Genomic DNA, 16,910 nt, shown 5'->3' with positions numbered 1-16,910 from the left:
GGACCAGTCCGTCCCCGCTTCTCCCGGGGGCGGACGGCTTGCTGTGGAATATCGAATGTCTGTTTCTCAGTTTTCGGGATCGCTTGGATTAACCGAGACCGCACGGCTTGATGCGCTTGTCTTTGGTGCGGCACCGCCCGACGCGCCCGGCGTTGCCGTGGCTGTGCTGCACAAAGGCAACCTAATTTACCAGCGGGTGAGGGGGCTTGCCAGTCTGGCACATCAATTGCCGTTGACGGATCGCTCAGTCGTACGAATTGCCTCCCAGAGCAAGCAGTTCACCGTGATGATGATCCTGATGCTGGAAGCCGAGGGGAAGCTCTCGCTCGAGGACGACATACGAGATCATTTTCCCTGGCTGCCCGACTGGGGCAGTCAGGTTACGCTTGGTCATCTGGCGTCGAACTCCAGTGGCATCCGCGACATTCTGGATTCGATGATCATGGCCGGCATTCCAATTACCGCGCCGTCTTCCAGGTCGGCCGCAAAGGCGATCGTTGCGCGGCAAAAGACGCTGAATTTTGCGCCGATGACCGACGTTCTCTACAGCAACTCAAATTTTCTTCTGCTGTCCGAACTGATTGAGAAGGTCACCGGCAAGAGCTTCAACGAAGCGCTTGAGCACTACATCACCGGCCCCCTTGGGATGACTGACACCCAACTGATGGTGAGGGACGACGAAATCTATCCTCGTCTGGCCGATCATCATCGGCGCGGTCCGCAGGGACAGTGGCTCAAATCGGCCTGGGGCATTGCAATCGGCGGCGAGGGCGGCCTCGTTTCGACGCTGGCGGACATGATCATCTGGCAGCAAAATCTGCTGGAGCCAAAGGTCGGCACGGCAGAGATGATTGAGCGCATGGGGCGGCCCTATGTGACGATCAACGATGTTGCGTCGCCCTATGGGCTGGGCCTCGTCAATACGCGCCACAAAGGTGTCTCGCTCGTCGGCCATGGCGGCTGGATCGCTGGCTCGCGTTCGGAATCCTTCCGTGCCACGGCGGATGATGTTTCCATCATTGTCTTGTCCAACCACGACGATTTTTCATCGTTTGGGCTGGCGCGCGACATGCTCGACATTGTGCTTGGCCGCGACCCAGGCGGCGTGATTTCGCCGGAGGGCATTGCTGCCCTCAAGACCCGTTACGGCTTCTGGCGATCCGACGATGGCAGCTTCGTCTTGGCTCTTGAGGAATCGAGCGGACTGCCAGCGATCGTTGGCAGCATGGGCGTCTCGGCGCTCGAGGAAGCCGAGCCAGGCAAATTTCATGCGCGCGGCTCACTACCGCCATTTGTATTCTCGTTGAACACGGACGGATCGATACTCACCGAGACGTTCGGCCGCTCAAGGCGCTATCGACGGGTGGAAGCGCCCGGGCAAATCGGGAACGACCTGTTTGGAACATATGGCAGCGCCGAAAGCGGTTTGACCGCAAGCATCGACAATGTCGATGGACGCCGGATCATGCGCGTGACCTCGCCTTTTGGCGCAGCACTGCTTTCGCTCGATGCATGCGATGCGGATATGTATCTCGCTCGCCCGAGCGAAGCCGATATCCACGATCAATGGCGTATCGCGCCTTGGGTGCTGCCGTGGCTCTACACTGTCCGCATCGGTAGCGACGCAATTGTGTTCAACAGCGACCGTGGCCGGGACGTGGTGCTGGCCAGGTTGGCTTAGATGGCGTGATGTCCGTCGCCGCCTGGCGTCACGACGTAATCGCAACCGGCTACCCTGGCTAGGCCCATTTGGGCCTCTGCCAGGACCGGGATTTCAGCAAGACAAACTTCGCTGGTAATCGGATCCGTCCGAGTCCTGAAGTCCGGTCACGCCGAGCTGCGGTCGGCACATTGACAGCGGCTTCCAGACATGTATTCTTTTATTAAAGCTGCTATTACATAACTGCAGAATAAAATGGGAGAAGATACAATGAAATCGAAGCTTGTTCCTTTTGCCGCCTTGCTGCTGGCGGCTATGCCGAACGACCTAGTGGCGCAGGAAAAGGGGGGCGTCATCAATGTCGCCACCATTGGCGAACCGCCAACGCTTGACCCGATGACCTCGACTGCCGATCTGGTCGGCATCGTAACCCAGCATATGTTCGAGACGCTCTACACCTTCGACAAGAAGTGGAGCGTGACTCCGCTCCTGGCCGAAAGCCTTCCCGAGATCACTGCTGACGGCAAGACTTTCACCGTCAAGCTAAGGTCCGGCATCAAATTCCAGGACGGCACCGACATGGACTCGGCCGACGTGGTCGCTTCGCTCAACCGCTGGACCAAGCTGGCCTCGCGCGGCAAGCAGGCAGCCGGTTTCATCGAATCCATCACCGCGCCGGATTCGACGACGGTTACGATCCAGCTGAAGCAACCCTATGCGCCGCTCAGCGCGCTGCTTGCCTTCAACAACTCTGCCGCCATCATCATTCCGTCTGAAAAGCAGGCCGACACGATGAGTGAATTTGTTGGCACCGGTCCTTACATGCTGAAGGAACGCAAGGCTGACCAATATATCCAGCTGGTCCGCTTCGATGGATATCAGTCGCGCTCAAACGACAGCGACGGCTATGGCGGGGCGCGTCACGCCTACCTCGACGAGATCCGTTTCGTGCCTGTTCCTGACGCGAACACTCGCATCGAGGCCGCCGTTTCAGGCCAGTACGACTACGTCGACGCCCTGCCGGTTGAATCCTTCGACAAGCTGAAAAGTGCCGCGGCAACGCAGCCAATGCTGCTCAAGCCGTTCGGCTATCCGGTATTCGTCTTCAACACCGCTGAGGGCGCTGCCAACAACATGGAAGTTCGCAAGGCGATCCGCCAGGCACTCAGCATGGAAGACATGCTTGCGGCGGCGTTCGGCTCGACGGACTTCTACGCCCTTGAGGGCAATATCTACCCATCGGCGTTTGCCTGGAGCACCGACGCCGGTGTCGAAGGCAACTACAATGCCGCCGATCCCGAAGGCGCAAAGGCTGCCGCAACGGCCGCCGGCTACAAGGGCGAGCCAATCCGCATCCTGACCAGCCGCCAGTATGAATTTCACTACAAGATGGCGCAGGTCGCCGCCGAATATCTCAAACTGGCCGGCTTCAACGTCGATATGCAGGTTGTCGATTGGGCCACATTGACTCAGCGCCGCGCCGACAAGGGCCTGTGGGACATCTACATCACCCATAGCCCCTTCCTGCCCGAGCCGGGGCTGATCGGTTCGCTTTCGACCAGCTCGCCGGGCTGGTGGGACACTCCCGCACGGAAGACTGCGGTTGACACCTTTACGGCGGAAGCTGATCCAGCCAAGCGCGTCGCCTTGTGGGCGGATGTCCAGAAGGTCATCTACGCCGAAGCACCTTTCATCAAGATTGGCAATTTCAACGCTGTCTCATCGATTTCGAACAAGCTTCAGGGTGTCGATCCCGCGCCGTGGCCCTACTTCTGGAACGCCTCGATCAAGAAGTAGCACGCTCTTGGCGAACGGACGCCAGCCAAGGTTGGCGTCCGCTTTCGATCATGCCGCCTCGCGGACATAGGAACTGCCCATGATACGCTATATCCTTCAGCGCCTCGCAGGCATGATTGTGGTGATGTTTCTGGTCGTCACGATCGTCTTTGTGATCGTGCGCGTGACGCCAGGCGACCCGGCAGCCGTCATGCTCGGCCCCGATGCAACCCCGCAGGACATCACCGACCTGCGCGCCCGCCTTGGGCTGGATAAGTCGATATGGGTCCAGTATTTTCTCTACATTGGTCAATTGCTGAAGGGCGATCTGGGCCACTCGATCTTTCTGAACATGCCGGTGACGGCGGCGCTGATGGAGCGAGCTGAGCCGACGTTTTTCCTGACGATCTTTTCGCTCGCCATTGCCTGCGTGATCGCGTTGCCGATCGGCATCTATGCAGCCTATCGCCGGGGGTCGTTCATCGACCAGGCGTCAACCTTTCTCGCAATGCTTGCCGCGAGCATCCCGAGCTTCTGGCTCGGTCTGATCCTGATGCAATTCGTTGCCGTGCGTCACAACATTTTTCCGGTCTCCGGCTATGGTGGTCCCGGCGCTTCATTCCTTGATCGCATGTACCACCTGACCTTGCCGGCGCTAGCGCTTGGCCTGGTCTCGTCGGCGCTGATCTTGCGCTTCACCCGCGCCTCGATGCTCGACGTGCTGAGCGACGACTACATCCGCACCGCTCGAGCCAAAGGCCTGGCAGAGCGGCGCGTGATCCTGAAGCACGCCTTGAAGAATGCCCTGATACCGATCCTTACCGTGCTTGGGCTGACGGCTGCCGTGCTGATCTCGGGCGCTGTCGTGACAGAGACGGTGTTCGGCCTGCCGGGGATCGGAAACCTGGTTGTTTCGGCGGTCCTGCGTCGGGATTACCCGGTCATCCAGGGGGCATTGCTGGTCATTGCCGGGCTCTATGTTCTCATCAACTTTGCGATCGACATGCTCTACCTGCTGGTAGACCCAAGGGTGCGCTACTGATGACCGACATCGCCAACACCCCCTCGCTGCCGGCCGCCGAATCCCGGTTCAAGTTCGTTCACCGGCTGCTCAAGCGCAAAACGGTCGCCTTTGGCGTCATCGTCCTGACGATCTTTGTCCTGCTTGCGGTGCTCGCGCCATACATTGCGCCTTACTCGCCGTCGAAGCTGTCCATCGTCAACCGCTTGAAGCCGCCGGGCGGTACATACTGGTTTGGTACCGACGAGTTCGGACGGGATGTATTTTCGCGCACGATTTACGCCGCGCGCCTGTCGCTGCTGGTCGGCGCTGCCGTGGTGGCGTTGTCTGCCCTCATTGGCGTGACACTCGGCCTGCTGGCGGGCTTCTTTAGAAGACTGGATACGCCGATCGCCCGGCTGATCGACGCCATGATGGCCTTTCCGGACATCCTGCTCGCCATTGCGTTGGTGGCAGCACTGGGTCCGTCGCTGACAACAGTGATCGTTGCGCTTTCCATCGTCTATGCGCCGCGGCTTGCCCGCATCGTGCGCGCCTCGACGCTGGTCATCCGCGAACTGCCATATGTCGAGGCTGCGCAGTCTCTCGGCATATCGACATTCCACATCATGACGCGGCACGTGCTGCGCAATCTATTGTCGCCAATCCTGGTGCAGGGCACCTTCCTCTTCGCCAGCGCCATGCTTGCGGAGGCTGGTCTGTCCTTCCTCGGCCTTGGCGTCAGTCCTGAAATCCCGACTTGGGGCACGATGATCGCCTCCGGTCGGCAATATATCGGCCAGGCTGATTGGATGACCTATTTCCCAGGTCTCGCCATCATTCTCTCGGTGCTGTCGCTCCAGCTGGTCGGCGACGGATTGAGGGACATGCTCGATCCAAGACTTCGAAAGGATCTCTAAGATGGCCTCCCAACCAAACAAGCCGCTCTTCATCGCCAACGTAAAGCCTATCGCTCTGGGAGCCGACGCGCCGACCGCGACGACGAACATTCTCGTCAACGCTGAAGGCGCCATCGCCGCCATTGGCGCCGCCATCGAGGCGCCAGCTGATGCGGATAGAATTGACGGGAAGGGCGCCTGGATATCGCCCGGTTGGGTCGACCTGCACGTCCACATCTGGCACGGCGGCACGGACATTTCGATCCGTCCATCTGAATGCGGCGCCGAACGTGGCGTCACGACGCTGGTCGACGCGGGCTCGGCCGGCGAGGCAAATTTCCACGGTTTTCGCGAGTACATCATCGAGCCGTCGCGCGAGCGCATCAAGGCCTTCCTCAATCTGGGCTCGATTGGGCTTGTGGCGTGCAACCGTGTACCGGAGCTGCGAGACATTCGCGACATCGACCTTGATCGCATTCTCGAATGTTACGCTGAAAACAGCGAGCACATTGTCGGCATCAAGGTCCGCGCCAGTCATGTCATCACCGGCTCGTGGGGCGTGACTCCGGTCAAGCTCGGCAAGAAGATCGCCAAGATCCTCAAGGTGCCGATGATGGTCCATGTCGGCGAGCCGCCGGCGCTTTATGACGAAGTGCTGGAGATTCTGGGACCGGGCGACATTGTCACCCACTGCTTCAATGGCAAAGCCGGCTCCAGCATCATGGAAGACGAAGACCTCTTCAACCTGGCGGAGCGCTGCGCCAGCGAGGGCGTTCGCCTCGACATCGGCCATGGCGGCGCTTCGTTCTCATTCAAGGTGGCCGAAGCAGCGATCCAGCGCGGGCTCATGCCATTTTCAATTTCAACCGACTTGCACGGACATTCGATGAATTTCCCTGTCTGGGATCTCGCGACGACGATGTCCAAGCTGCTTTCAGTTGGCATGCCGTTCGACAAGGTTATCGACGCCGTCACCCACGCGCCGGCATCGGCCATCAAACTGTCGATGGAAAACAGGCTCAGCATCGGCGAGCGCGCTGATTTCACCGTCTTCGATCTGGTTGACGGTGATCTCGAAGCGACCGATTCCAACGGCGACACCTCGCGCCTGAAGAGGCTGTTCGAGCCACGCTACGCCGTCATCGGGTCCGAAGCGATCGCTGCCAGCCGCTATGCACCACATCCCCGCAAGCTCGTGCGCCATAGTCACGGCTATTCGTGGCGGTGATCCATGAAGCTTGAGACGCGCACAACAGAAAGCAATGTGAATATCTTGCCAGCCATGACTTCGACGGCACAGACGCCATATGACCGCCTCGCCGCGCTCGGCATTTCGCTTCCGGCCCCGCCGCCGCCAATTGCCAACTTCGTCACTCATGTTCAGGACGGCGACCTCCTCTACCTGTCGGGGCAGGGCCCGCGCGAGGCTGACGGCGTCCTGCATTCGGGCAAGGTCGGCGACGATGTGAGCGTCGAACAGGCATACGAGCATGCGCGGCTCGTCGGCGTGAACTTGCTTGCAGTCATGCAGGACGCCTTGGGCGATCTTTCGCGTGTCAAACGCGTCGTCAAACTGCTGGGTATGGTCAATGCCACGCCACAGTTCGAGGATCATCCCAGTGTCATCAATGGCTGCTCGGACCTGCTTATCGACGTCTTCGGCGAAGCTGGACAACACGCCCGCTCAGCCGTTGGTTTTGGCTCGCTGCCGGGGAACATTACAGTAGAGATCGAGGCGATTGTCTCGCTGCGCGCGAGGCCATGACTTCAGTGTCCGCGCCAGCCCATCAGCTTTTCGATCTGCTCCGCAGACGCGCGGACGCGTTCGGAATAATGCGGCATGTCGGACAGGACTTTTTGCTCCGGCAGCACGATGGATATGGTCGCAACCGGCTGGCCGCTGCGGTCGCAGATCGGCGAGGCAATGCAGGCAACCGCATAGTCGGACTCGGCAATCTGAAGCGACAGCCGCTCCTCAAAGGCCTTTCCAGCCGCAGACGACAGCGACTTCGCGTCGATCTCGGCACGTCCCGTCGGGGAAATACGCGCGCAGCGCTTAAACAGCTCGACGCGTTCGCCATCAGGCAGGTGACCGACCAGAAGCCGGCCAGATGCCGTCCAGTTCAGCGGAACCCGGGTGCCGACGCGGGAAGCGACCTGAAAATGGCTTGGGCCATCGGCCATGGCGAGCACCAGCATGTGGTCTCCATCGCGTCCACACAATTGCACGGTCTCGCTGGTTTGGCGGCAAAGGTCATGCATTTCGTGGGTGGCTACCCCCATGAAATCCAGAGACCGGGCATAGGCCAGTCCATAATGATAGAGCCGAGCGCCGAGCCAGATTGCGCCTTCGGAATTGCGCGCGAGCATGTTCTTGTCGACCAGATCGTCAATGATGACATAGACCGTGGACAGCGGCGCCTTGATCGCCTTGGCGATTGCGTAGGCGCCTGCAGGTTCACCGGTTTCATAGAGATAGTCGATGACCTGAAGAGCGCGATCAATCCCGCTCACCCTCGAGCGGCGGGCGCCCTTGGTGGCCTCAGCCGAGGTGTCTTCTACGGTCGATTTTTCCTGCGAAGGCGTCGTGACGTTCAACGGAATGCTCCTCGTGCAATTCCGTTGGTTATTACATTATTGTGGCATAACTTGTCGATGGCAAACTGCACTGAACACGACTGGAGATTGAAACATGTCCGATGATATCCGCACCAAGCTTGGCCTTCGTCCGGTCATCAACGTTTCTGGAACCATGACTAGTTTGGGCGCTTCGATTGTTGTGCCGGAAGCGATCGCAGCGATGAGCGCGATCCTGCCGCAATTTGTCGAGATCAATCACCTGCAACGCAAGGCCAGCGCTGTCATCGCCCGCCTGACCGGTGCGGAAGCTGGCTTCGTTACCGCCTCCTGTTCAGCTGGCATCAGTCTGGCCGTTGCAGGCGCGATGACAGGCGATAACCTGCTTGCCATCGAGCAGCTGCCAGACGTCACTCCGGCAAAAAATGAAGTCATCGTCCAGATGGGGCATGTCGTCAGCTACGGCGCGCCGGTTGACCAGGCCATTAGGCTGGCGGGCGCCAAAGCCGTGTTAATCGGGCAGGCGACATCGACCCACCGCTTCCATATGGAGAAGGCGATCAACGAGAAGACTGCCGCTGCTGTTTACGTCGTTTCCCACCACGTCGTCGATTACGGTCTGCTCAACTTCAAGGAATTCGTCGAAATCGCAGCTGTCAGGGGCGTGCCGGTCATCGTCGATGCGGCATCGGAATATGACCTCAGGATATTCCTCGAACAGGGTGCGGACATCGCGCTCTATTCCGGCCACAAATTCCTTGGTGGGCCAACTTCCGGCATCGTCGCTGGCAACAAGGAATTGGTGCGGGCTGCCTTCCTGCAGAACATGGGTATCGGCCGGGGCATGAAGGTTGGCAAGGAGAGTGTCTTTGGCGTCATGGCAGCGCTTGAGGCTTGGGAAAAGCGAGACCATGCCGGCATTCGAGAACGCGAGGCCAGCTATCTCAATCTCTGGAAAGAGACACTGGCGAACCGGCCCGGTGTAACCGCACTTGTCGAGCCTGATCCGACGAAAAACCCGCTCGATCGCATGCGGGTTATCATCTCGGCGCAAGAAGCGCATATCACAGCCTGGGACCTGGCTGCGGCGCTGGCACGGGGCGATCAGCCCATCATCGTGCGCGACCACGAGGTCGAGCACAATTATTTCTACCTCGACCCCTGCAACCTGCATCCAGGTCAAGAGAAGGTCGTTGCGGCACGACTGATGGAAGAACTCGACAAGGCCCGCGCCTCCAACGAGATCATCGCCACGCCATTCGAGAACCGCAGCAAATATCGTTTCGACGACGTGTTGCGCTGGCCGGACTGATCGCCGCTACGCCATGCACGACAGGGAGGAACAACCGTGAACGCCAAAGCCACAAATACCGTGCAGACAGACACCGGCACTGTGCTGTCCGTGCAAAATCTAACGACATCGTTTCTGGTCGATGGCGACTGGAAGCCGGTCGTGCGCGACATCTCCTTTGACGTCAGGCCACGCGAGACGGTGGCAATTGTTGGCGAATCCGGATCGGGCAAAAGCGTGACCTCGCTTTCGATCATGAGGCTTTTGCAAGCCGACACCAGCCGCATCGAAGGCAAGGTATTCCTCAACGGAACCGATCTCGTCGCTCTGCCTGAAAGCGAGATGCGAAAGGTGCGCGGCAACGACGTATCGATGATTTTTCAGGAGCCGATGACGAGCCTGAACCCGCTCTTCACCATCGGCGACCAGATTGCCGAGGCTCTGCTTTGCCACCAGAAGATGTCGCGGGCCGATGCAAAGGCCGAAACGATGAAGCTGCTGGAGAAGGTGCGCATCCCGTCTGCCGCATCGCGCTTTGACGAATATCCGCATCGATTTTCCGGCGGCATGCGCCAACGTGTCATGATCGCCATGGCGTTGGCTTCGCGGCCAAAACTGCTGATCGCCGACGAGCCGACAACCGCGCTCGACGTGACCATCCAGGGCCAGATTCTCGACCTGATCAAGATGTTGCAAGACGAGCAGGGCACGTCGGTCCTGTTCATTACCCACGACATGGGCGTGGTCGCCGAGATTGCCGATCGCACGGTGGTGATGTTCCGGGGCGAGCAGGTTGAAACTGGCGCTACCGCCGATATCTTCCACCGTGGCGAGCATCCTTATACGCGCGCGTTGCTTTCTGCGGTGCCGGTTCTCGGCTCGATGCACGGCTATGACCGGCCATTGCGTTTCCCGATCGTCAACACCACAACGGGTGAGGCGATTGCGTCGACCGAAACACCCGACACCGTGGACAACAACAAACCTGTTCTCGAGGTTAAGAACCTCGTCAAGCGCTTCGATATCCACACCGGCCTGTTCGGGCGGCTGGGCGGACGTGTCCATGCGGTGGAGAATGTTTCCTTTGACCTCTTTGCCGGCGAAACGCTGTCACTGGTTGGCGAATCCGGTTGCGGCAAATCAACGACGGGCAGGGCGATCATGCGGCTGATCGAACCGACCTCCGGTTCGGTCATGGTCGACGGCCAGGATATGCTGCAGCTGGAAAAGAGAGAGCTGCGCCAGATGCGCAAGTCGATCCAGATGATTTTCCAGGACCCGTTTGCTTCGCTGAACCCTCGCATGACTGTCGGTGATGCGATCGCCGAACCCTATCTTGAGCACAAGATGGGCACGTCGAAACAAGCGCGCGACGTCGTCGCCGATCTGTTGAGCAAGGTTGGTCTCACGTCCGACATGGCGAGCCGCTACCCCCACGAGTTCTCAGGCGGGCAGCGCCAGCGGGTGTGCATCGCTCGAGCCCTGGCGCTGAAGCCCAAGGTGATCGTCGCCGACGAGAGCGTATCGGCGCTCGACGTGTCAGTGAAAGCGCAGGTCATCAACCTGATGCTTGACCTGCAACAGAGCCTGAACCTTGCTTTCCTGTTCATTTCCCACGATATGGCTGTCGTTGAACGGGTCAGTCATCGCGTGGCGGTGATGTATCTTGGTGAAATCGTCGAGATCGGCCCTCGCGCTTCAGTGTTCGACAACCCCCAGCACGATTACACCAAACGCTTGATGGCGGCGGTTCCAGTGCCAGATCCAGATCGTCGTCGCGAAAAGCGCATAGGCGATACTGTGGAACTGCATAGCCCAATCCGCGCGCCGGACTATCAGGCTTCAATTCGCGAGTTTCGCGAAGTAGCCAGCGGCCATCTGGTAGCGGTGTGAGGATGACCTGAGCGCCGATAGGTGGGCTGCATCTGTTACCGGCTCTAACAATGCCGCAGCACCACCTGGTTAGTTCCATAATGTTTGTTATGCGACAAACATTTATTGGCGCAAAGTTAAAATGTCTTGATTCTGCAAAGTAGGAATGTCGCCCTGCTCGTTGACGCGAGCGAGGGAGACGGCAGGTTGGGACTGATCGTGATGAGCGAACGCGAGCTTCAACGCATTGAGGTGCTGTCGAAGGTTTTAGAGCGACATATGACGGTGGTGTCGGCTGCGCATGTGCTCGATCTGACGGCCCGGCAAGTTCAACGCCTGTTGAAGACGTTTCAGTCCGACGGTGCTTCAGCACTTCGGCACAAGGCCCGAGGCCGGCCGTCGAACCATCGATACGCTACCGGCGTCGGCGACCTGGGGTGGGTTCTACCTTGAAGTGCGACTTTGCAGCGATACCAATGGGTTGCTCCGCTGGCGTCACGCCGGCATGTCACTCCGGAAGACCGGCCCTGCGGAAGCCATCGACGAAATGATCAAGTGTCGCAGCGTCACGGAATGGCTCCGTCGCTACCCAGTGGCGGATGGTGAAGTCGGGGTTGCCGACGAGAAACAATTCGGCCTCGGCACGCGCCTCATCGAACCGGCCGAGTTGCCCAAGGCCTGCCGCAAGGAACCGGCGTGAACTTGTGCGATAGGTCTCGTCGCGGCGCAGTGTCTCGACAGCGGCCTGGTATTCGCCCGCTGCATACTGTGCCTGGCCGAGTGTCAGATAGTACCAGCTTGCCGGAAACGGGTTCAGCCGGAATGCCTTGCGGATGTGTTCAAGCCCCTCCTCGACCCGCCCGGCAAGGACTGCGATGTCGGAGAGTGCGGCCCAGGTATCGGCCTCGTTTGGGTCGAGCTCGATCGCCCTGGCGAATTCCGCATCCGCCTCAGCGAAGCTGCTGTTGTAGGCAAGCAGATATGCCAGGACCCAGCGGCAGCCGGCGTCGCCGGGATCGAGCGCCACCGCCTTGCGGGCCAGGCCCAGAGCGACCTTGCGTGCGGGTTCCGCCGGTCCGCCGCTGTGTACCCATCCCATCCAGTGGTTCATGGCGAGCCAGCGATAGGCCTCGGCGTAACCAGGGTCGAGCGAAACAGCGCGCGTCAGCATCAGATGCGCTTCCCGCGCCGCTTGCGGTGAATCATCCATCAGCCTGCGCGCCCGCACGCAGAGATCGTAGGCTTCGAGATTTTGAGGCCGATTGCGCGGCGGCGGTGCGCGCAGCCGGCCGAGCAACGCCTCGACGATCTTGCCGGTGACCTCGTCCTGGACGGCAAAAATATCTTCCAGGCTGCGATCGAAGCGTTCCGCCCACACATGATCGCCACTCATCGCGTCGACCAGCTGGGCGTTGATGCGCACGCGCCCCCCGGCGCGCCGTGCACTGCCCTCCAGCAGATAGCGCACACCAAGCGCCGCGGCGATCGTGCGCACGTCCATCGCCCTGCCCTTGTAGGCAAAGGATGAGTTGCGTGCGATGACGAACAGGCCGGGAAGCCTGGAGAGGTCGGTGATCAGGTCTTCGGTCAGCCCGTCCGCGAAAGACCCCTGCTCGGGATCGTTGCTGGCATTGACGAAGGGCAACACGGCGATCGACGGCTTGTCGGGCAGCGGCAAAGGTTTTCGCTTGGCTTCGTCAATCTGTTCGACCGCTCCCATGAAGCGGTAGCCGACGCGCGGGACCGTAGAGATCCATTCACCGCCGTCGGCTGTCGGACCAAGCAATTTCCTGAGCTGCGCGATCTGGACAGTGAGGTTGCCCTCCTCGACCGAAGTGCCCGGCCACGCCGCGTCCATCAATTCGGCCTTGCCGAGGATTTCGCCCGACCGCCCGGCCAGCGCCGCAAGCAGCTTCAGCCCGCGGTGGCTGACGGCAACGGGATCATCGTTCCGGACCAGCGTTCCGGCATCCGGATCAAGCACGAACGGACCAAAGGCAAAACGCGCTCTTTGCATGCGGCGCATCTATAGCCCGTTTGGAAGTTTTTGGAACTATTTGGCAGGGCTTAAGGACGACGCGGTTCGTATTCTGCAGAAGTCATCCTCATTCAGGTCGAGGGGTCCAGCGCCTCAAAGCCGGACGAGGTTGACGATGAACGATACTTGCAAGGTTGCACCGGCTCCGCCTCAGCCAAGGCGGGCGAATTTGCCAGGCACCATAGCAACCTGGCGATGGCGGATACGCTTCCGCTGGGAACTGGAGCAGAAATTGAAAGCCGATCCCTATCTGATCGACGATATAGGCCTGACCGCACGGCAGGTCGAGACGGAGATCGCCAAACACTTCTGGCAAGCCTGAGGCAAAGTGCGATGACACTTGACCGCCAGTTTCTCGGTGCCGTTGCGCGCCGCGTGACAGAAATGCCCTGCCCCGCATGGAGGTCTGCATGACGGCCGAAAGTTCGACATCGCAGCGACAGATCCCATGGGGCGCGATGGCGGGTGTCATTGCGACCGTCACGGTATTTGCCGTGGCGCAGGGACTGACCTATCCGCTGCTCAGCTTCATCCTGGAGCGGCAAGGGACGACGGCAGGCCTGATCGGTCTGTCGGCGGCGATGACGCCGCTGGGTTTCATCGTGTCGTCGCCCGTCATTCCCGGGTTGACCCGGCGTGTGGGGGCGGCACGGCTTGCGATCCTGTGTTCTTTGCTGGCTGCAGCCACCCTGGTCGCCATCGCCCTGGTGCAGGACATCTGGGCCTGGATGCCGCTGCGCTTCCTGCTCGGCTTCTTTGCCAATCCGCTCTACGTGATCAGCGAAACCTGGCTGCTGGCGATCACACCGGCATCTCGGCGCGGTCGCATCATGGGGCTCTATTCAGCGATCGTTTCGGGCGGCTTCGCCATCGGCCCTTTATCGCTCGGCCTGGTCGGCACCGAGGGCTGGCCGCCCTTCATGGTCGGCGTCGTGGCATTCCTTGTCTGCGGCCTGATCGTACTTGCGGTCGTACCGCGCATGCCAAGGATGCCGCATGACGGCGAAGCAACGTCGATCGGCGGCTTCTTCGCGCTTGCGCCGCTGCTGTTGTTTGCGGTTTTCACCGCCGCCGCCTTCGAGCAGACCTTGATTTCCCTGTTTGCGGTCTATGGCGCAGCGCTCGGCAGTGCCGAAGGCAGGATCGCTTCGCTCATCACCTGCTTCATCGCAGGCAACGCCTTGCTGCAGATCTTGCTCGGGCGCATGGCCGAGCAGCTAGGCTCGACGCGAACCATGCTGTTCTGTGCACTGGCTTGCCTGGCCGGTTGCCTGCTGCTGCCTCAGGCCTTCGGTTGGTGGCTGATCTGGCCGCTCGTTTTCGTTTGGGGCGGGGTCTCGTTCGGCATCTACACCATGGCGCTGATCCAACTCGGCGAGCGTTTCACCGGCCAGACCCTGATTGCCGGCAATGCCGGCTTCGCGCTTGCATGGGGCATCGGCGGCATAGTGGGCTCGCCTGCAACAGGATTCACGATGCAACTGATCGGACATCAGGGACTGCCACTGTTGCTGGGCCTGCTGAGCTGTGTCCTGGCGGTGCTTCTGATGACGGAGCAACGCCGCGGCTGATGATCCAGGCGTCTACCGTACCACGACGATGCGATGCTATGCCCGATTCCATAGAGGCAGATCGCTGAAGACTATACCTGTAATGTCTGACCGCCGTCGGCGAGCAGGGTCTGGCCGGTGATCCAGCCGCTCAGTGGCGATGCCAGGAAGAGGATGACACGGGTAATATCTTCAGGCGCGCCAAAGCGGCCGAAGGGGAAGCTGGCTTTGGTCTTCTGATACAGCTCCGGATTGCTGTTGCGGCACTTGTCCCACCAACCACCGGGGAACTCGAGCGAACTCGGCGCCACGCAATTGACCCGTATGCCCTTGCCTGCCAGTGCGGCTGCCTGCGACTGGGTAAAATGCATCACGGCCGCCTTGGCAGCACCGTAGGCTGGCGTAGCTCGAGCCGGACCAAAAGCGGTTCGCGACGAGATGTTGATGACAACAGGATTTTTGCCTTGTTCCAAGAAGGGCTGTGCCGCGCGCGATGCGCGCACCGTTGCGAGCACATCGACGCTCAGGCTATCCGCCCAGTCCTGCTCGGTGTCGGAACTGGCCTTGCCGGTGGCGTTGTTGACTAGGATGTCGATGCCGCCAAGCGCGGTTGCCGCCTCCCCGACATAGGCCTCTATCGAGCCGAGATCGGCGAGGTCGCACAGCCCGGAATGGGCACCGACGCCGTGCGCGGCAATGCCTGCCCGTGCCGTTTCCAGATCGGTCGCACCGCGTGCGCAGACCGAAACCGAAGCGCCGACCTTTGCGAAGGCGAGTGCCGTGTTCAGGCCAAGGCCCCTGCTGCCGCCGGCCACAACAACGCGGCGCCCTTTGAGGTCGAGTTCGAACATGTCACTGCCTTTCGTGAACCAGTCCGGGCGAACTTACCCAGAAAAATTTCATGCTCAAGAAGAAATTATGATTGCCTTGTCGGCGGCAATGGCCATCCTGTCGGTCGAATCTGAATGCCCGACGAAGCCGCACTCCATCTTCTTTTGCCGAAGCATGGCCAGCCACGAATGGGAAAGCAGTGGCTTGTGCGCAAGGAGGCACGTTACAAATGATCCAGGAAGCTAGGCACGGCGAGTCGGCAAGCTTGAGCAGCGAAAGAATGACGACGAACGAATCCGAAGGGCCGTCGATCATCGAAGCCGAGGGCGCGACTCGTGAGCTGAATCGCACTGCCCGCAACGCTTCGGGCCGCAAGCCAAGCCGCAAGACCGAGGGCGTACAAGAAAAAATCCTCGACGCAGCGGCCAAGGTCTTCGCCCAAAAGGGCTACCAGCTTACCAAGCTCAGCGACATTTCCGATGAGATCGGCCTGCACGTGACGGCGCTGCGCTATCATTTTCCGACCAAGGACGTGCTGGTCGAGGAAATGATCAATTCCCTGACGCGGCAACTTCACATCAGGCTGCTCGCGACGCTACAGCAGTTGCCTCCGGAAACGCGCTACCGCGAGCGCATCAAGGCGGCGGCGATCACCTATCTCAACACGACACTGCATAAACTCGACTACATTGCCGCGCATGGCAACGTCATCAACCAGGTTCCGCAGGATGTGCGCGAGAGGCATTTCAACCTGCTGAACGAGACCAACAGAATCTGGCGCGACCTTATGGCGGCGGCCGCCGAGGCGGGTGAATTGAGACCTGGTATCAATGTATCGCTCGCCAATCAGGTGCTTCAGGGCACCCTGATCTGGACGCGCGAATGGTACCGGCCGGACGGCCTTACGCCGACGGACCTTGCCATCCAAATACTCGACATCCTTTTCGACGGCATGGCATCGCCCAGCTAGCCGCACCAGCGACATCAACGAATTGCAGCCGCAGGCGAGAAGTGGGTCTCGAATTTTCCTTCGAGGCTTTTGAAGGTTTCGGCGTCTTCCGGTGGCGGCAGCCGCGTCGAAATCACCGGCCATTTCGCCGCATATTCCTTGTTCATTTTCAGCCACTTGTCTGCCCTTTGGTCGGTGTCGGCCAGGATGGCGTCGGCCGGGCACTCGGGCTCGCAAACGCCGCAGTCGATGCACACCTCCGCATCGATCACCAGCATGTTTTCGCCCTCGTGGAAGCAATCGACCGGGCATACCGCCACGCAGTCGGTGAATTTGCAGCGCACGCAGGCGTCGGTCACCACATAGGCCATTTGTTACTCCTCCAAAGCGGTGGCCGGAAGCTAACTGACATTTTTTGTTGTTCAACAGGAAATTTCTTGTCGAACTAGAAAAAATCGCTTGCCCCG

At 60.1% G+C, this 16,910-nt stretch carries 15 protein-coding genes and 1 pseudogene; 12 read left to right on the top strand and 4 right to left on the bottom strand.

Annotation, left to right across the window (positions count from 1 at the left end):
* The first annotated feature begins 55 nt into the window (after nt 1-55).
* From IHE39_RS12250 to IHE39_RS12225, 6 genes are all read left to right on the top strand, one after another.
* Complete coding sequence (locus IHE39_RS12250; RefSeq protein WP_184774218.1) at nt 56-1,681, top strand: serine hydrolase domain-containing protein; 1,626 nt, start codon at nt 56-58, stop codon at nt 1,679-1,681.
* Between the two features lie 249 nt (nt 1,682-1,930).
* The gene (locus IHE39_RS12245) at nt 1,931-3,457 is read left to right on the top strand and encodes an ABC transporter substrate-binding protein (protein WP_192566648.1); all 1,527 of its coding nucleotides are present in this window, start codon (nt 1,931-1,933) and stop codon (nt 3,455-3,457) included.
* Nucleotides 3,458-3,536: 79 nt separating this feature from the next.
* Nucleotides 3,537-4,478: an ABC transporter permease gene (locus IHE39_RS12240; protein ID WP_184774222.1), complete on the top strand. Its 942-nt coding sequence runs from the start codon at nt 3,537-3,539 to the stop codon at nt 4,476-4,478.
* The gene (locus IHE39_RS12235) at nt 4,478-5,356 is read left to right on the top strand and encodes an ABC transporter permease (protein ID WP_184774223.1); all 879 of its coding nucleotides are present in this window, start codon (nt 4,478-4,480) and stop codon (nt 5,354-5,356) included. Before IHE39_RS12240 ends, IHE39_RS12235 begins: the two co-directional genes overlap by 1 nt.
* Nucleotide 5,357: 1 nt before the next feature.
* Nucleotides 5,358-6,563: an amidohydrolase/deacetylase family metallohydrolase gene (locus tag IHE39_RS12230; protein WP_184774225.1), complete on the top strand. Its 1,206-nt coding sequence runs from the start codon at nt 5,358-5,360 to the stop codon at nt 6,561-6,563.
* A gap of 54 nt (nt 6,564-6,617) precedes the next feature.
* Complete coding sequence (locus tag IHE39_RS12225) at nt 6,618-7,100, top strand: RidA family protein (protein ID WP_184774247.1); 483 nt, start codon at nt 6,618-6,620, stop codon at nt 7,098-7,100.
* A gap of 2 nt (nt 7,101-7,102) precedes the next feature.
* Here IHE39_RS12225 and IHE39_RS12220 read toward each other — a convergent pair whose 3' ends face one another.
* Nucleotides 7,103-7,849: an IclR family transcriptional regulator gene (locus IHE39_RS12220; protein WP_312881016.1), complete on the bottom strand. Its 747-nt coding sequence runs from the start codon at nt 7,847-7,849 to the stop codon at nt 7,103-7,105.
* 178 nt (nt 7,850-8,027) lie between these two features.
* Between IHE39_RS12220 and IHE39_RS12215 the strand changes: the two genes are divergently transcribed.
* From IHE39_RS12215 to IHE39_RS12205, 3 genes and pseudogenes are all read left to right on the top strand, one after another.
* A complete protein-coding gene (locus tag IHE39_RS12215) occupies nt 8,028-9,224 on the top strand; it encodes an aminotransferase class V-fold PLP-dependent enzyme (RefSeq protein ID WP_184774229.1) in 1,197 nt (398 codons plus the stop codon).
* 60 nt (nt 9,225-9,284) lie between these two features.
* Nucleotides 9,285-11,096, top strand: a complete 1,812-nt coding sequence (locus IHE39_RS12210) for an ABC transporter ATP-binding protein (RefSeq protein WP_434781315.1) — start codon at nt 9,285-9,287, stop codon at nt 11,094-11,096.
* A gap of 186 nt (nt 11,097-11,282) precedes the next feature.
* A pseudogene (locus IHE39_RS12205) lies at nt 11,283-11,522 on the top strand (helix-turn-helix domain-containing protein); the annotation flags it as partial.
* Between the two features lie 61 nt (nt 11,523-11,583).
* On the opposite strand, the gene IHE39_RS12200 reads toward IHE39_RS12205, so the two are convergent.
* Nucleotides 11,584-13,092 carry a winged helix-turn-helix domain-containing tetratricopeptide repeat protein gene (locus IHE39_RS12200; RefSeq protein WP_192566646.1) on the bottom strand — a complete coding sequence of 503 codons (1,509 nt, stop codon included), beginning with the start codon at nt 13,090-13,092 and terminating at the stop codon, nt 11,584-11,586.
* A 253-nt stretch (nt 13,093-13,345) separates the two neighbouring features.
* Here IHE39_RS12200 and IHE39_RS31270 point away from each other — a divergent pair, with 253 nt between their 5' ends.
* Together IHE39_RS31270 and IHE39_RS12190 are read left to right on the top strand one after the other, a co-directional pair.
* Nucleotides 13,346-13,435 carry a DUF1127 domain-containing protein gene (locus tag IHE39_RS31270; protein WP_491844516.1) on the top strand — a complete coding sequence of 30 codons (90 nt, stop codon included), beginning with the start codon at nt 13,346-13,348 and terminating at the stop codon, nt 13,433-13,435.
* 88 nt (nt 13,436-13,523) lie between these two features.
* A complete protein-coding gene (locus IHE39_RS12190; protein WP_192566644.1) occupies nt 13,524-14,684 on the top strand; it encodes an MFS transporter in 1,161 nt (386 codons plus the stop codon).
* 71 nt (nt 14,685-14,755) lie between these two features.
* Here the strand turns inward: IHE39_RS12190 and IHE39_RS12185 are convergent, their stop codons facing one another.
* A complete protein-coding gene (locus IHE39_RS12185; protein WP_192566643.1) occupies nt 14,756-15,514 on the bottom strand; it encodes an SDR family NAD(P)-dependent oxidoreductase in 759 nt (252 codons plus the stop codon).
* 179 nt (nt 15,515-15,693) lie between these two features.
* Between IHE39_RS12185 and IHE39_RS12180 the strand changes: the two genes are divergently transcribed.
* A complete protein-coding gene (locus tag IHE39_RS12180) occupies nt 15,694-16,464 on the top strand; it encodes a TetR/AcrR family transcriptional regulator (protein ID WP_192566642.1) in 771 nt (256 codons plus the stop codon).
* 14 nt (nt 16,465-16,478) lie between these two features.
* Here IHE39_RS12180 and fdxA read toward each other — a convergent pair whose 3' ends face one another.
* Nucleotides 16,479-16,814, bottom strand: coding sequence for a ferredoxin FdxA (gene fdxA, locus IHE39_RS12175; protein ID WP_184771163.1), 336 nt, complete (start codon nt 16,812-16,814; stop codon nt 16,479-16,481).
* Nucleotides 16,815-16,910 lie beyond the last annotated feature (96 nt).

The sequence above is a fragment of the Aminobacter carboxidus genome (genome assembly GCF_014863355.1).
Lineage (GTDB): Bacteria > Pseudomonadota > Alphaproteobacteria > Rhizobiales > Rhizobiaceae > Aminobacter > Aminobacter carboxidus.
This window is presented reverse-complemented; position numbering and strand designations above follow the sequence as displayed.

What these genes read in the sequence shown, in the direction of transcription:
- IHE39_RS12245 (WP_192566648.1), top strand. Translation starts at nt 1,931, where the DNA reads ATGAAATCGAAGCTTGTTCCTTTTGCCGCCTTGCTGCTGGCGGCTATG.
- IHE39_RS12230 (WP_184774225.1), top strand. Translation starts at nt 5,358, where the DNA reads ATGGCCTCCCAACCAAACAAGCCGCTCTTCATCGCCAACGTAAAGCCT.
- IHE39_RS12235 (WP_184774223.1), top strand. Translation starts at nt 4,478, where the DNA reads ATGACCGACATCGCCAACACCCCCTCGCTGCCGGCCGCCGAATCCCGG.
- IHE39_RS12200 (WP_192566646.1), bottom strand. Translation starts at nt 13,092, where the DNA reads ATGCAAAGAGCGCGTTTTGCCTTTGGTCCGTTCGTGCTTGATCCGGAT.
- IHE39_RS12250 (WP_184774218.1), top strand. Translation starts at nt 56, where the DNA reads ATGTCTGTTTCTCAGTTTTCGGGATCGCTTGGATTAACCGAGACCGCA.
- fdxA (WP_184771163.1), bottom strand. Translation starts at nt 16,814, where the DNA reads ATGGCCTATGTGGTGACCGACGCCTGCGTGCGCTGCAAATTCACCGAC.
- IHE39_RS12185 (WP_192566643.1), bottom strand. Translation starts at nt 15,514, where the DNA reads ATGTTCGAACTCGACCTCAAAGGGCGCCGCGTTGTTGTGGCCGGCGGC.
- IHE39_RS12225 (WP_184774247.1), top strand. Translation starts at nt 6,618, where the DNA reads ATGACTTCGACGGCACAGACGCCATATGACCGCCTCGCCGCGCTCGGC.
- IHE39_RS12240 (WP_184774222.1), top strand. Translation starts at nt 3,537, where the DNA reads ATGATACGCTATATCCTTCAGCGCCTCGCAGGCATGATTGTGGTGATG.
- IHE39_RS12190 (WP_192566644.1), top strand. Translation starts at nt 13,524, where the DNA reads ATGACGGCCGAAAGTTCGACATCGCAGCGACAGATCCCATGGGGCGCG.
- IHE39_RS12215 (WP_184774229.1), top strand. Translation starts at nt 8,028, where the DNA reads ATGTCCGATGATATCCGCACCAAGCTTGGCCTTCGTCCGGTCATCAAC.